Annotated in this window: 12 protein-coding genes; 2 read left to right on the top strand and 10 right to left on the bottom strand. The window is 71.8% G+C overall.

The annotated features are described in order from the left end of the window. Positions 1-42 precede the first annotated feature (42 nt). The 10 genes from OG435_RS26340 to OG435_RS26295 form a co-directional block, all read right to left on the bottom strand. Positions 43-312: a DUF1876 domain-containing protein gene (locus tag OG435_RS26340; protein WP_266880361.1), complete on the bottom strand. Its 270-nt coding sequence runs from the start codon at positions 310-312 to the stop codon at positions 43-45. A 72-nt stretch (positions 313-384) separates the two neighbouring features. Beyond that, positions 385-1,575 (bottom strand): acyltransferase family protein, encoded by a 1,191-nt coding sequence (locus tag OG435_RS26335; protein ID WP_266880359.1) that lies wholly within the window; start codon positions 1,573-1,575, stop codon positions 385-387. A gap of 200 nt (positions 1,576-1,775) precedes the next feature. Then, positions 1,776-2,777: a porphobilinogen synthase gene (gene hemB / locus OG435_RS26330; RefSeq protein WP_266880357.1), complete on the bottom strand. Its 1,002-nt coding sequence runs from the start codon at positions 2,775-2,777 to the stop codon at positions 1,776-1,778. A gap of 43 nt (positions 2,778-2,820) precedes the next feature. Further along, positions 2,821-4,227 carry a HEAT repeat domain-containing protein gene (locus OG435_RS26325; protein ID WP_323187905.1) on the bottom strand — a complete coding sequence of 469 codons (1,407 nt, stop codon included), beginning with the start codon at positions 4,225-4,227 and terminating at the stop codon, positions 2,821-2,823. A gap of 14 nt (positions 4,228-4,241) precedes the next feature. Further along, positions 4,242-5,504, bottom strand: coding sequence for a HEAT repeat domain-containing protein (locus OG435_RS26320; RefSeq protein ID WP_266880353.1), 1,263 nt, complete (start codon positions 5,502-5,504; stop codon positions 4,242-4,244). Between the two features lie 83 nt (positions 5,505-5,587). Then, positions 5,588-7,255, bottom strand: a complete 1,668-nt coding sequence (locus OG435_RS26315) for a bifunctional uroporphyrinogen-III C-methyltransferase/uroporphyrinogen-III synthase (protein ID WP_266880351.1) — start codon at positions 7,253-7,255, stop codon at positions 5,588-5,590. Then, positions 7,252-8,220, bottom strand: a complete 969-nt coding sequence (gene hemC, locus OG435_RS26310) for a hydroxymethylbilane synthase (protein WP_266880349.1) — start codon at positions 8,218-8,220, stop codon at positions 7,252-7,254. Before hemC ends, OG435_RS26315 begins: the two co-directional genes overlap by 4 nt. After that, positions 8,217-10,016 carry a glutamyl-tRNA reductase gene (locus tag OG435_RS26305; protein ID WP_266880347.1) on the bottom strand — a complete coding sequence of 600 codons (1,800 nt, stop codon included), beginning with the start codon at positions 10,014-10,016 and terminating at the stop codon, positions 8,217-8,219. The genes hemC and OG435_RS26305 overlap by 4 nt, the downstream gene beginning before the upstream one ends. Beyond that, positions 10,013-10,831: a redox-sensing transcriptional repressor Rex gene (locus OG435_RS26300; RefSeq protein ID WP_266880346.1), complete on the bottom strand. Its 819-nt coding sequence runs from the start codon at positions 10,829-10,831 to the stop codon at positions 10,013-10,015. Before OG435_RS26300 ends, OG435_RS26305 begins: the two co-directional genes overlap by 4 nt. A gap of 273 nt (positions 10,832-11,104) precedes the next feature. Next, positions 11,105-11,383 carry a glutaredoxin family protein gene (locus OG435_RS26295; protein WP_250741030.1) on the bottom strand — a complete coding sequence of 93 codons (279 nt, stop codon included), beginning with the start codon at positions 11,381-11,383 and terminating at the stop codon, positions 11,105-11,107. 115 nt (positions 11,384-11,498) lie between these two features. Between OG435_RS26295 and OG435_RS26290 the strand changes: the two genes are divergently transcribed. Both OG435_RS26290 and OG435_RS26285 read left to right on the top strand, forming a co-directional pair. Then, complete coding sequence (locus OG435_RS26290) at positions 11,499-12,488, top strand: HAD family hydrolase (protein WP_266880343.1); 990 nt, start codon at positions 11,499-11,501, stop codon at positions 12,486-12,488. A gap of 361 nt (positions 12,489-12,849) precedes the next feature. Beyond that, entirely contained in the window at positions 12,850-13,668 is an 819-nt protein-coding gene (locus OG435_RS26285) for an ECF subfamily RNA polymerase sigma factor, BldN family (protein WP_266880342.1), read from the top strand. Positions 13,669-13,900: the final 232 nt, after the last annotated feature.

Raw genomic sequence — 13,900 nt, 5'->3', positions numbered from 1 at the left:
CGGGGGCGGACGGGCCACGACGTACGGATCTCGGTGCGTCGGTCAGTGCAGCGGGTACGAGTGCCGGCCCGTCGCCGCGTCGATCTCCGTGTGAGCCTTCTGCAGCATCTGCGATGCGATGTCCATCAGCGCGCGAGCGCCCGCGATCTCCTCCCCGACCTTCAGCTGCTCCGGGTCGGAGGGGTGTCGCATGGCGTACCCGCGCGCCCGTATCTCGGAGCCGTCCCCGAGTCTGACCAGGGCCGCCGCACTGGTGCGGTGGCCCTCCTCGGTGAATTCGAGCTCCACATGCCACCCGACGAGCGTGGTCATGGCGGATCACCTCCAGGGGTCGATGCACCCTGCCTCCAGGGTGCGCCCGGGCGGGACCCGATGCGAATCGGCTCAGCCGGCGGTCTTCGTACGGCGGCGCGAGCGGCCGAAGCGGCGGACGAGCGGGGTCTCCACCCAGGCGAAGAGGCCCCAGGACATCAGCAGCGTGGCCGCTCCGACGCCCGCCAGCAGGCCCAGGGTGACCGGGAGCGAGTACATCTGCTCCTCGCCCAGCGCCCAGCGCAGCGAACACATGGTGATGTAGTGCAGCAGGTAGAAGGCGAAGGAGATCTCGCCCAGCCACACCATCGCGCGATGGCGGAACGGACTGGGCCGGCCCTCGATGTCCGCGCTCGCGGCGGCCGCGATCAGCAGCACGATCGGCACGATCATCACGGCGCGCTGGCCGTAGAGGTAGGGCACGTGGAAGGTCAGCCAGTAGCCGGCGGCCAGCAGCAGGCTCGACCAGACCATGCCGATGTTGCGCCAGCGCCCGTGCTTCACGGCGAGCGCCACCAGGATGCCGAGGGCGAAGTCGGCCATGCGGACCGGGGGCAGCACGTAGCTGAACCAGTACTGGGAGACCGAGCTGTCGTGGCCGCTGGGAATGCGGTCGCCGCTTGGGAAGAGCGCGTACGCGAGGGCGGGGGTGGCCACGACCGTGGCGACCGCGCCGGTGATCCAGTACTTCAGGTGGCCGGGGTCGATCCGCTTGAAGGCGGCCAGCAGGGCGGGGAAGCACAGATAGAAGACCAGTTCCACGGCCAGGGACCAACTCGGCGCGTTCACACTGAAGTTGGTCATGTACTCCGGCCACCACACCTGCACCATGAACAGGTTGGCCACCGCGACGCCCGCGGAGGTGTAGTACAGCGCGAACAGCGACAGGGCGAGCGCCCAGGTGACCACGTAGTTCGGGTAGATCTTGACGAACCGGCGCCGCCAGAACCCCGTGGTCGTGTCCCGGTCCCGGGCCGACCAGGTCAGGACGAACCCGCTGAGCACGAAGAAGAAGGTCACCCCGAGCCCGCCGGCCTGCGTGAACCAACTGGCCAGCCGGTACTCGGTGTCGTCGTCCGCCAGCAGCCGCAGCGGGGGTATGGGCAGGAAGGCGTGATGGGCGAAGACCAGCAGCGCGGCGGGGAACCGCAGGCCGGTGAGGGAGTCGAGCCGGGCCGTACGGGGCGGCGGTGCGTCGGTACGGGGCGGCGCCGTTCTGGAGCGGGTCGGCGCAGAACCGGTCGAGATCTGGTCAGTGGCCATGAGGCTTCCTTCGGGGATGTGGTCCTGCGGCGCGGCCCTGATTCGGCAGGTGAGCGCCTTTGTACCGCCCCCCGCTCGCGGCCCGCTCAACACGCCCGGCCCCACCGATTCCGGCCGTTCCCCGCCCCGGCACACAAAAGGGGACCCGGGCATTCCCGCCCGGGTCCCTCCGCCTGCCGCTCAGCCGTGCCGGTGCGCGGCTATCGCTCGGCCCGCAGCCACTGCGCGACCTCCGTCGCCCAGTACGTCAGGATCGTGTCCGCGCCCGCCCGCTTGATGCCGAGCAGGGTCTCCAGGATCGCCCGGTCGCGCTCGATCCAGCCCTTCTCCGCCGCCGCCTCGATCATCGCGAACTCGCCGCTGATCTGGTACGCCGCCACCGGGACGTCCACCGACTGCGCGACCCGGTAGAGGATGTCGAGGTAGGGCCCGGCCGGCTTGACCATCACCATGTCGGCGCCCTCCTCCAGGTCGAGGGCGAGCTCGCGCAGCGACTCCCGCGCGTTCGCCGGGTCCTGCTGGTACGTCTTGCGGTCGCCCTGGAGCGAGGAGGCGACGGCCTCGCGGAAGGGACCGTAGAAGGCCGAGGTGTACTTGGCCGTGTACGCGAGGATCGAGACGTCCTCGTGGCCCGTCTCGTCCAGCGCGTCGCGGATGACGCCGACCTGGCCGTCCATCATCCCGCTCGGACCCACCACGTGGACGCCCGCGTCGGCCTGGACCTGCGCCATCTCGGCGTAGCGCTCCAGCGTCGCGTCGTTGTCCACGCGGCCGTGCTCGTCCAGGACCCCGCAGTGACCGTGGTCGGTGTACTCGTCCAGGCACAGGTCGGACATGATCACCAGATCGTCGCCCACCTCCGCCTTCACGTCGCGGATCGCGACCTGGAGGATCCCGTCCGGCTCGGTGCCCGCCGTGCCCCGCGCGTCCTTGTTCTCGTCCGCCGGAACACCGAAGAGCATGATCCCCGCGACCCCGGCCTCGACCGCCTCCACGGCCGCCTTCCGCAGCGTGTCCCGGGTGTGCTGGACCACGCCCGGCATCGCCGAGATGGCGAGCGGCTCGCTGATGCCCTCCCGGACGAACGCCGGGAGGATCAGGTCCGAGGGGTGCAGCCGGTTCTCCGCGACCATCCGCCGCATCGCCGGGGTGGTGCGCAGCCGGCGGGGCCGCGAGCCGGGGAAGGATCCGTACGTGCTCATCTTCTAGTCGCCTCTTCGAGCTTCGACAGCAGTCGGGACCAGCCTAGAGCCCGTCCCGCCCCGGCCCCGCCCCGTCGTCCGGGCTCGTCGGCCCGGCGGGGCGGTTGCGCTTCTCCCAGTCCCAGAGGCCGTTGTTGCCCCGGTGGTCGGAAGGGTGGAAGGGTCCGAGTTCCTCCGCCTTCGCGTACGCCCACGGGGTGTCCGGGTGATCCCGCAGGGCCAGTCCGTACGCGCCGAGCATCCTGGTCAGCGTGTCGTCCGCGTCCAGGAGGGACAGCAGCAGGTCCGTGGCATCGGCCGTGCGGTCGCCGGACTCCGCCAGGCGCTCCTCAGCCGCCGGCCGCAACGGGCTGAGCGGGTCCCGGACCAGGTCGCGGATCACGCCGTACATGGCGTCCACGTCCTGCTGCGCCCCCAGCAGGCTCAGGGCGGCCTCGTACCGCACGTCGTCGTCGGGGTCGCCCGCCAGCAGCCGCAGGGCCTCGTACTCCGCGGCCATGGACGGCCCGTCGGAGCGGCCCAGGCAGTCCACCGCCCGCACGCGCACCCCGGGATCCGGGTGGCCGGCGTACCTCAGGCCGATGGACCCCAGCCTCGGATGCCCCACGTCCTGCTCGGTGAGGGCCCACAGCACCACCGCGAGGACCTCGGGGTCCGGCTCCACGTCCGCCCAGGCGGCGAGGACCTCCCGGTCCTCGTCGTCGTAGGGGAACGCGTCGGCATCAAGGCACCACTGCCGGCTCAGCAGCCAGTCGGCGGCGAAGCGGCGACGGGCGGGGGACGGGTGGTGTCTCAGAGCGGTCACCACCTCCCGGCTGCCCTCCGCGAGGCGTTCCGCCAGCCGGAAGCCGGCCGCGGACCAGTCCACGTGCGAGGAGTCGGTGTGCCGGACGGCGCGGGCGACCAGTTCTTCCAAGGCGACCGGCACACCGAACACCCACTCCAGGGTGGTCAGCACGGCGCCGTGTCCCGCGCGCACGGTCCGCCCGCCGAGCGCGACCTCCTCGACCTGGCACCATTCCTCCTCCACTGACGAGGTCTCCGCCGGGCCGACCGCCCCCGTCAGCCGCCGCAGCTCCGCCTCCGCGCCCGCCCCGTACCAGCGCCGGGCCGCGTCCAGCAGCCGTGCCCGCTCCGCCTCCGGCAGGCGCTCCCCCGGGTCGGGCAGGTCCCGGGACCACAGCAGCGCGCTCACCACCGCCGGGGAGCCGCTCTCGACGGCCCGCAGCAGCGGGGTCGTACCGTCGGGCAGCACCCGGTCCGGGTCCGCGCCGGCCTCCACCAGGACATCGGCGGCCTTGTACGCGAACGCCGCCACCGCCGCGCACAGCGGCGGCAATCCCTCCTCGTCCGGCCCGTCGGGATCGGCACCCGCCCTCACCAGCGCCTCCACCGCTTCCACGTCCCCCGACCGAACCGCTTCCCCCAGTGCCGTCATGCCCCGAAACATGCCACAGGTGTGCGCTACGCGGGGTCGGGATTCCTCCGCCACCGCCACCGCAGCAGCTCGCCCGGCCGGTGGTCGTGCTCGTACTCGGGGCCCAGCGGGCCGACCTTCGCATAGGCCTCCGGGGTGCGCGGATCGTCGCGTACGGCCAGGGCATAGGCCGCGCTCAGCCGGATGTCCGGATCGTCGGCGTCGAGGCACCGCACCAGCAGGTCCGCGAGCCCCGGCGCGCCGAGGGCTCCCGACCCGAGGCTGTACGCGGTCTGGCGCACGACCTCCGGGTCCGGGTCGCTCAGCAGGTCCGGCAGGAGCTCCAGGTCCTCCCTCTCCCCCGGTTCCTCACGGGCCAGCACCACGGCGGCCGAAGCCCGCACCGCGCCTTCGCCGTCACGGCACAGGACCCGCAGCGCCCGCCGCCCCTCCGGCGACAGCGGCTCGCCGAACCGGTCGAGGAGGCCCGGCACCCAGCGCCGCACACCCGGGTCCGGATGCCCGGCACGCCGCAGCCCGATGGCCTCCCGAGTGGGAACCTCCGTCTCGCCCAGCGCGTCCAGCACCCGGCCCAGTACGTCCGCGTCGGTCTCCTCTGCCTCCCACTCGGTGAGGATCCGGTTGCACTCCTTCTCGTACCAGCCCGCGTGCGCGGTATCGCTCCACGACCACATCCGGTACCGGATGTGGTCGACCACGAAGGCCCGCCGCCGGGGATCCGGATCGTGCCGGAAGGCCACCGCCTGGCCCCAAGTCTGCGCGCTGACGCGGCTGTTCAGGACGTGGAGCGAGGCGCTCCGGTCCACGTGGTCCCTCCTCGGGGACCGGACCCCGCGGGCCACCAGCTCCGCCACTGGGGCCAGGATGCGGAACTCCCACTCCAGCAGGGTCAGGACCGCGCCGTGCCCGGCCCGTACCTTCCTCCCGCCGAGGGCGGTCTCCGGGACGACCTCGTACTCCGAGTCCGTCACCCACACGGTGTCCGCCGGGCCCACCGACCCCGTCAGCCGCCGCAGCTCCGCCTCCGCGCCCGCCTCGTACCACCGCCGGGCCGCGTCCATCAGCCGGCCCTGCTCCGCTTCCGGCAGCCGTAGCCTGGCGTCTTCGCCCAGCAGGGCCGTCACCACCGCCGGGGAGCCGCCCTCGACGGCCCGCAGCAGCGGGGTCGTACCGTCGGGCAGCACCCGGTCGGGATCCGCGCCCCCGCCCACGAGCTCACCGGCCGCCCCGTCTTCGTACGCCTCCACCGCCGCGCACAGCGCGGCCACCGCCTCATCGGGATCCGTCACGGGCCCGAACATGCCACAGGGCCCGGGTGCACATCGCACCCGGGCCCTGCCACGTAACACCGCTGACGCGGCTAAGCCGCCCATCAGGTCGTACGACGCCTGCGCGCCCCCGGCCGCCGCTCGCTCGGCCGGTACACGTTCTCCCCGGCCTCCTTCGCGGCCTCGCGGCGCGCGGCCCCGTACTCCGCCAGGGCCTCCGCCAGCTTGCCCACGCTCGGCTCCGGCGACAGCACGTCGACCCGGAGCCCGTGCTCCTCGGCCGTCTTGGCCGTGGCCGGGCCGATGCACGCGATGACGGTGACGTTGTGCGGCTTGCCGGCGATGCCGACGAGGTTGCGCACGGTGGAGGACGACGTGAAGAGCACGGCGTCGAAACCGCCGCCCTTGATCGCCTCGCGGGTGTCCTGCGGCGGCGGCGAGGCGCGCACGGTCCGGTAGGCGGTGACGTCGTCGACCTCCCACCCGAGCTCGATCAGCCCGGCCACCAGGGTCTCGGTGGCGATGTCGGCGCGCGGCAGGAAGACGCGGTCGATCGGGTCGAAGACCGGGTCGTACGGAGGCCAGTCCTCCAGCAGACCGGCCGCGGACTGCTCACCGCTGGGCACGAGGTCGGGCTTGACGCCGAACTCCACCAGCGCGGCGGCGGTCTGCTCGCCGACGGCGGCGACCTTGATGCCGGCGAAGGCACGGGCGTCGAGCCCGTACTCCTCGAACTTCTCGCGCACGGCCTTGACCGCGTTCACCGACGTGAAGGCGATCCACTCGTACCGTCCCGTCACGAGCCCCTTCACCGCCCGCTCCATCTGCTGCGGGGTGCGCGGCGGCTCCACGGCGATGGTCGGCACCTCGTGGGGCACCGCGCCGTACGAACGGAGCTGGTCGGAGAGCGAGGCTGCCTGCTCCTTGGTGCGCGGCACGAGCACGCGCCAGCCGAACAGCGGCTTCGACTCGAACCAGGACAGTTCCTCGCGGCGCGCGACGGCGCCGTGCTCCCCGACCACGGCTATGACGGAGCGCGCGCCCTCGGGCGAGGGGAGGATCTTGCCCTGCTTGAACACCTGCGCGATGGTCCCGAGGGTCGCGCTCCACGTCCGCTGCCGGGTCGTCGTACCGGCCACGGTCACGGTGAGCGGGGTGTCGGGCTTGCGCCCGGCGCCGATCAGCTCGGACGCCGCCGCCGAGACGGTCTCCAGGGTCGCGGAGACGACGAGGATGCCGTCGCTGGCGCCCACCTCGCTCCAGCAGCGCGCGGAGGCGGTCCGCGCGTTCACGAACCTCACGTCCGCACCCTGCTTGCCGGTCAGCGGGACACCCGCGTACGCGGGCACGCCGACGGCGGTCGCAACGCCGGGGACGACCTCGAAGGGGATGCCGCCGGTGGCGCAGGCGAGCATCTCCTCGGCCGCGTTCCCGTCGAGCCCGGGGTCGCCGGTGACGGCACGGACGACCCGCCTGCCGGAGCGCGCGGCCTCCATGACAAGATTGGCGGCATCTCGGATGACCGGGACTCCGGCGGCTGCTGACTTCTCGTCAGCAACTGTCAGCTGTGGCGTGTCCACCCCCGCGCGCGCATGCGTACGTACGACCTCGAGCACCTCGGGCTCCGCGATCAGTACGTCCGCGGCGGCCAGGGCCTCCACGGCGCGAAGCGTCAGCAGTCCCGGGTCGCCCGGGCCGGCACCGAGGAAGGTGACGTGCCCCTGGACGGCGACGGACGGAAACGCGGAGGTGGTTGGGCTTGTGGGGTTCAAAGCGACCGCTCCCCCATCAGACCGGCCGCGCCCTTGGCCAGCATCTCGTCCGCGAGTTCGCGGCCGAGCGCCATGGCCTCGTCGTACGACTGGGGCACGGGACCGGTGGTGGACAGCTGCACCAGTGTGGAACCGTCGAGGGTTCCCACGACTCCACGCAGGCGCATCTCATTGACAATCTGCCCGTCGGCCAGCAGGTCGGCGAGCGCGCCCACGGGGGCGCTGCAGCCGGCCTCCAGGGCGCCGAGCAGGGCGCGTTCGGCGGTCACGGCGGCCCGGGTGTACGGGTCGTCGAGCTCGGCGAGCGCGGAGATCAGGTCCGTGTCGGACGCCAGGCACTCCACGGCCAGGGCACCCTGGCCGGGCGCGGGCAGCATGTTGTCCACGGAGATCAGGTCGGTGGCCTCGTCGCCGCGGCCGATCCGGTTGAGCCCGGCGGCGGCGAGCACGACGGCGTCGAGCTCGCCGCCGCGCACGAAGCCGATCCGGGTGTCGACGTTGCCGCGGATGGCGACGGTCTCGATGACCTTCCCCAGCGACCTGGCGTACGCGTGCAGCTGCGACCTGCGCCGCGGCGAGCCGGTGCCGACGCGCGCGCCGTCGGGCAGCTGCTCGAAGGTCAGGCCGTCGCGGGCGACGAGCGCGTCGCGCGGGTCCTCGCGCTGCGGCATGGCCGCGATGACGAGGTCGTCGGGCTGCGTGGTGGGCAGGTCCTTCAGCGAGTGCACGGCGAAGTCGACCTCGCCGCGTACGAGGGCCTCGCGCAGGGCGGTGACGAAGACGCCGGTGCCGCCGATCTGGGAGAGGCTCTCGCGGGACACGTCACCGTAGGTCGTGATCTCCACGAGCTCGACGGGCCGGCCGGTGATCACCCGTACCGCCTCGGCGACATGCCCGGACTGGGACATGGCCAGCTTGCTGCGCCGCGTGCCGAGCCTCAGCGGCTGGTCGAGACGTGGATTCATGATGCCCGTCCTGAGTCGTGGTTCTTGTCAGCCTCGTCGGCCCGGCTGACGGAGGCCACCGTCTGCGGGTCGAGATCGAAGAGTTCGCGCAGCGCCTCGGCGTACCCGGCGCCGCCGGGTTCGCTCGCGAGCTGCTTGACGCGCACGGTCGGCGCGTGGAGGAGCTTGTCGACGACGCGCCGCACGGTCTGGGTGACCTCGGCCCGCTGCCGCTCGTCGAGATCGGGCACGCGCCCGTCGAGCCGCGCCACTTCCATGGCGACGACCTCCGCGGCCATGGCGCGCAGGGCGACCACGGTCGGCGTGATGTGCGCGGCCCGCTGGGCGGCCCCGAAGGCGGCCACTTCCGCGGCCACTATCGCGCGTACGGCGTCCACGTCCGCGGCCATCGGCGCATCGGCGGAGGTCTCGGCGAGCGACTCGATGTCGACGAGCCGCACGCCCGGAATCCGGTGCACGGCAGCATCAATATCCCGCGGCATGGCCAGGTCCAGCAGCGCGAGCCGCACGGGCTGCGCGTCCACCAGGTCCCGTACGCCCTTGCGCGGCTGCTGCCGCTGCGCGGCGGCCTCGCCCTGGTCGGCCCAGGTCCCGTGCAGCTCCAGCGACCCGGCGTCCACCCCGGCGAGCGCGGCCCGCCCATCGGCGGTCCGCCCCGGATCGGAAGCCAGCGCCTCGAGCCCGACGGGACACCCGTCCCGCTCCTCGACGACCACCTTGCTCCGCACGGCCCCGGCATCGGCAATCCGCCGCCCCTCCCCCGCAAGCACGGCAAGCCGCGCAACGAGGGCAGCGTCGACCCCAGCCGAATCCGGCCCCGCAGGCACATCCAGCCCCGCCGGCGTTTGAGGCGCGGGGGTCCGGGGGCTGGCCCCCGGCAACGGCGCCGCACCGTCATCGGGTCCGGGGCGAAGCCCCGGGGAACGGTGGAAGGGCGGGTAGGGGACAGCCCCCGCAGGGCCCGCCTCCACAGCCGCCGCCACGTCATCCCCGGTCAGCACCAACCCAGTGGCACCCGTACAAGAAACGACGACGTCAACCCGACCCAGCTCATCCGCGACACCGGACATCGCAATGGCCGAAGCCGCAACCCCGGTGCCCGAGGCAACCAGAATCTCGGCCAACCGCTCCGCCCTCTCGGCGGTCCGGTTGGCGATCACGACCTCGGCGACACCCACCCGCGCCAACGTCGCCGCGGCCAGCGACGACATCGACCCGGCCCCGATGACGAGCGCCCGCTTCCCCGCGGCCCACTCCTCCACCGGCACCCGCACGGCGAGCTGCTCCAGCCCGAAGGTCACCAGCGACTGCCCCGCCCGGTCGATCCCGGTCTCGGAGTGCGCCCGCTTCCCCACGCGCAAGGCCTGCTGAAAAAGATCGTTGATGAGCCGCCCGGCAGTGTGCAGCTCCTGCCCCAGCGCCAGCGCGTCCTTGATCTGCCCGAGGATCTGCCCCTCGCCCACGACCATCGAGTCCAGCCCGCACGCCACCGAGAACAGGTGGTGGACGGCCCGGTCCTCGTAGTGCACGTACAGATAAGGAGTGAGCTCCTCGAGCGCGACCCCGCTGTGCTGCGCCAGCAAGGTGGACAGCTCGGCGACACCCGCGTGGAACTTGTCCACGTCGGCGTACAGCTCGATCCGGTTGCAGGTGGCGAGCACCGCCGCCTCCGCCGCCGGCTCCGCGGCGAGCGTGTCGTGCAGCAGCTTGACCTTGGCATCGGCGGCCAGCGAGGCGCGCTCCAGCACGCTCACGGGCGCACTGCGATGGCTCAGCCCAACGACGAGCAGACTCATGCCGGCATCACCGCCGGAACGTCCCCGTCGGGCCCGCCCTTGCGCGCGACGGCGGCGCCCCGCCCGGCGGGCGGCACGACGGCGGCGGCCGGAGCCGCCCCGGTGCCGGTGCCCGCGACGGGAGTCCCGGCGGCAGCGGCCGCGGCCGCTTCCTCCCCGGCCTTGCGCTGCTCGTGGAAGGCCAGGATCTGCAGCTCGATCGACAGGTCGACCTTGCGCACGTCGACGCCCTCGGGCACGGACAGCACGGTCGGCGCGAAGTTCAGAATGGAGGTGACCCCTGCGGCGATGAGCCGCTCGCTCACCTGCTGCGCGGCCCCCGCCGGGGTCGCGATGACCCCGATCGAGACGCCGTTCTCCTCGATGATCTTCTCCAGCTCATCGGTGTGCTGCACGGGCATCCCCGCCACCGGCTTGCCGGCCATGGCCGGGTCGGCGTCGATGAGCGCGGCCACGCGGAAACCGCGGGACGCGAAACCGCCGTAGTTGGCCAGCGCGGCGCCGAGGTTACCGATGCCGACGATGACGACCGGCCAGTCCTGGGTCAGGCCCAGCTCGCGGGAGATCTGGTAGACGAGGTACTCCACGTCGTACCCGACCCCGCGGGTCCCGTAGGAACCGAGGTAGGAGAAGTCCTTGCGGAGCTTCGCGGAGTTGACTCCGGCGGCCGCGGCCAGCTCCTCGGAGGACACCGTGGGCACCGATCGCTCGGAGAGCGCGGTGAGGGCGCGCAAGTACAGCGGAAGCCGGGCGACAGTGGCCTCGGGAATACCTCGGCTGCGGGTCGCCGGTCGGTGAGTTCGGCCAGTTGCCACGATGCTCCTGCGGGATGAGCGGGGCTGCAGGTGGCCACTTGTCCCAGGACCACCCCGTCGAATGCAGGCTATGTCTTTGTGAACGCGTGCACAAAGATTGTGTCCGCTTTGTCCGAGCAAAGTGACCGGGGTCACGCGCCTTGGGCCTATGGACCGGGAACCGCCGACACGCCGAACCCGTTCAATTCCCGAAGGGGGCAAAACGGTACACACTCCTCACCAATACGCCCCCGAGACCCCATAAATCGCCCACGATGGTAACCGTCCGACGACTCAAGCCTGCAATGCCCGTCGGAGCCGGTCAGGGTTCACCCTCCAGAAGGTGTGCTGTTCGCCGTCCACCAGCACGACCGGAATCTGCTCCCAGTGCAGGCGGTACAACTCCTCGTCCTGCGAAATATCCTTCTTCTCCCACTGTGCGCCCGTCTCGGCACAGACCTTCTCGACCACTTCCTGGGCGTCATCACAGAGATGGCACCCCGGCTTCCCGATGAGCGTGACCAACCGCTCCTCCGGACGCTTCTTCTCGGCACGGCGCAGCAAAGGACTCATGCACCCATTCTCCCGCGCCCGCACCCCGACCGGCCCGGGTCCGGCGCGGGAAGAGTTCATATCCCGGACTCCCATCGGTTCGGGAACTCCCGAACACAGTGGCTATGCTCGCGTCATGGCCGCTCTGGGATGGCTCACCCCCCGTAGGCGCTCCGCCACCGCGCGGAGCGTGCTGGCAGGCGAGGCCTCGGCCGAGGCCGCCCGCAAGACCGCGGTGGCCGACGAGGAATTCGACGGTGCGGACTTCCTCGCGGACGCCGAAGCCGCGGAAGCGGAACCGCAGGAGCCCGCCGAGGCCGAGGAGCCCGAGGAGCCCGAGTTCCCCGTCGCCGGCGACGACCTGGCCGCCGCCTTCTTCGACCTCGACAACACCGTCATGCAGGGCGCCGCGATCTTCCACTTCGGCCGCGGCCTCTACAAGCGGGAGTTCTTCCGCCGCCGCGAACTCGCCCGCTTCGCCTGGCAGCAGGCCTGGTTCCGGCTCGCCGGGGTCGAGGACCCCGAGCACATGCAGGACGCCCGCGACAGCGCGCTGTCCATCGTCAAGGGACACAAGGTCTCCGAGCTGATGTCCATCGGCGAGGAGATCTACGACGAGTACATGGCCACGCGGATCTGGCCGGGCACCCGCGCCCTGGCCCAGGCCCACCTCGACGCCGGCCAGAAGGTCTGGCTCGTCACGGCCGCCCCCGTCGAGACCGCCACGATCATCGCCCGCCGGCTCGGGCTGACCGGAGCCCTCGGCACCGTCGCCGAGTCCGTGGACGGCGTCTACACCGGCCGGCTGGTCGGAGAGCCGCTGCACGGCCCCGCCAAGGCGGAAGCGGTCCGAGCCCTGGCCGCCGCCGAGGGACTCGACCTCGCGCGCTGCGCGGCGTACAGCGATTCGCACAACGACATTCCGATGCTGTCGCTGGTCGGACATCCGTACGCGATCAATCCCGACACAAAACTGCGCAAGCATGCCCGCACCAACGACTGGCGCCTGCGCGACTATCGGACCGGCCGCAAGGCCGTGAAGATCGGCGTCCCGGCCGCCGCGGGCGTCGGCGCGATCGCGGGCGGCACGGCCGCCGCGATCGCCCTGCACCGCCGCCGCAAGTAGCGGCTACGGGGCCCTGCCCGGCCTCCCGCCCCACCACGCCCGGCACACCCTCCGGCCCGGCGCATTCGCTCACCTCTACCCGCGCCCCCGGCGCGGCACTCCGCGCTGCCCTACTCGGTCGCGAGCCACCGTGGAAGCAGCCATTCCGCGCACCCAACCGATCAAGAATCGATCACCATCCGTGCCTGAATATGCCCTCGACACGCAACAGAAGTGTCGTAACCGGTGATTTGAGCAACTGGGTGTAGCGCTGCCTGTACGAAGCGTTATTCTCCTCAAACGCATGCCACCGCCATCTGTCGCTACGACGGGTGAACGGTCCCGCACTGCACGTGATGGAAGCTCTGCCTCTGGGAGTCCCGTGTACCCACCTGTCGGGGTTGACGCCTCGGGCCTGGCTACGCTGCGCGCAACGGTCCTCGACCAGCTGCGCGGCTTCGTCCCCACCGCGTACACCGCCCCCGCATTCGCCACCGCGGTCCCCGCCGGACTCGGCCCGGCCGGTCCTTGCTATGCCCTGACCGACGGCGGGGCAACGGTGGGCAGACGCGGTCGCGCCGGCGGCTCGTCCGCCGGGGGCGCAGCCTCCGGGACCACCGCGCCGGCCGCCCGCCGCCCCACCGCGGACAGCGACCAGGCCCGCATGATGGACCTGGTCGAACGCGCCCAGGCCGGCGAAGCCGATGCCTTCGGCCGCCTGTACGACCAGTACAGCGACACCGTCTACCGCTACATCTACTACCGCGTCGGCGGTAAGGCGACCGCGGAGGATCTCACCAGCGAGACCTTCCTGCGTGCGCTGCGCCGCATCTCCACCTTCACCTGGCAGGGCCGCGACTTCGGCGCCTGGCTCGTGACGATCGCCCGCAACCTGGTCGCCGACCACTTCAAGTCGAGCCGCTTCCGCCTGGAGGTCACCACAGGCGAAATGCTCGACGCCAACGAGGTGGAACGGTCCCCCGAGGACTCCGTCCTGGAGTCCCTCTCCAACGCGGCCCTGCTGGAAGCCGTACGGAAACTCAATCCGCAGCAGCAGGAGTGCGTGACCCTGCGCTTCCTGCAGGGCCTCTCGGTCGCCGAGACGGCCAGGGTCATGGGGAAGAACGAGGGTGCGATCAAGACCCTCCAGTACCGGGCGGTCCGCACCCTGGCCCGCCTCCTCCCCGACGACGCCCGCTGACGCCGCCCTCCTCTCACATTTCGGTACCCCTCCCTGATGATCTTGATGACACCGACTGCTCCGCCGACCGGGACGGCAGTGACGAATCCAATGTCGCTGTGGTCCGATCATCTTTCGTCCGTAACCCAAGTGCCGCGCCGCTCGTTGTGGGGAATGCAGGCTCCCTGTGGACAAGCCCTGCCTGAAGCCGCTCACTCGAAAGTGTGGATGTGCTCAAGGAAGGCAACCTTCC

The organism is Streptomyces sp. NBC_01264, assembly GCF_026340675.1.
Lineage (GTDB): Bacteria > Actinomycetota > Actinomycetes > Streptomycetales > Streptomycetaceae > Streptomyces.
Note: the sequence above shows the minus strand (reverse complement) of the source record. Positions and strands in the feature narration are given on the sequence as shown.

Bases quoted from the DNA above. Each gene is read 5' to 3' on its own strand.
- OG435_RS26340 (WP_266880361.1), bottom strand. From the start codon at position 312: ATGACCACGCTCGTCGGGTGGCATGTGGAGCTCGAATTCACCGAGGAG.
- OG435_RS26335 (WP_266880359.1), bottom strand. From the start codon at position 1,575: ATGGCCACTGACCAGATCTCGACCGGTTCTGCGCCGACCCGCTCCAGA.
- hemB (WP_266880357.1), bottom strand. From the start codon at position 2,777: ATGAGCACGTACGGATCCTTCCCCGGCTCGCGGCCCCGCCGGCTGCGC.
- OG435_RS26325 (WP_323187905.1), bottom strand. From the start codon at position 4,227: ATGTTTCGGGGCATGACGGCACTGGGGGAAGCGGTTCGGTCGGGGGAC.
- hemC (WP_266880349.1), bottom strand. From the start codon at position 8,220: ATGAATCCACGTCTCGACCAGCCGCTGAGGCTCGGCACGCGGCGCAGC.
- OG435_RS26305 (WP_266880347.1), bottom strand. From the start codon at position 10,016: ATGAGTCTGCTCGTCGTTGGGCTGAGCCATCGCAGTGCGCCCGTGAGC.
- OG435_RS26295 (WP_250741030.1), bottom strand. From the start codon at position 11,383: ATGAGTCCTTTGCTGCGCCGTGCCGAGAAGAAGCGTCCGGAGGAGCGG.
- OG435_RS26290 (WP_266880343.1), top strand. From the start codon at position 11,499: ATGGCCGCTCTGGGATGGCTCACCCCCCGTAGGCGCTCCGCCACCGCG.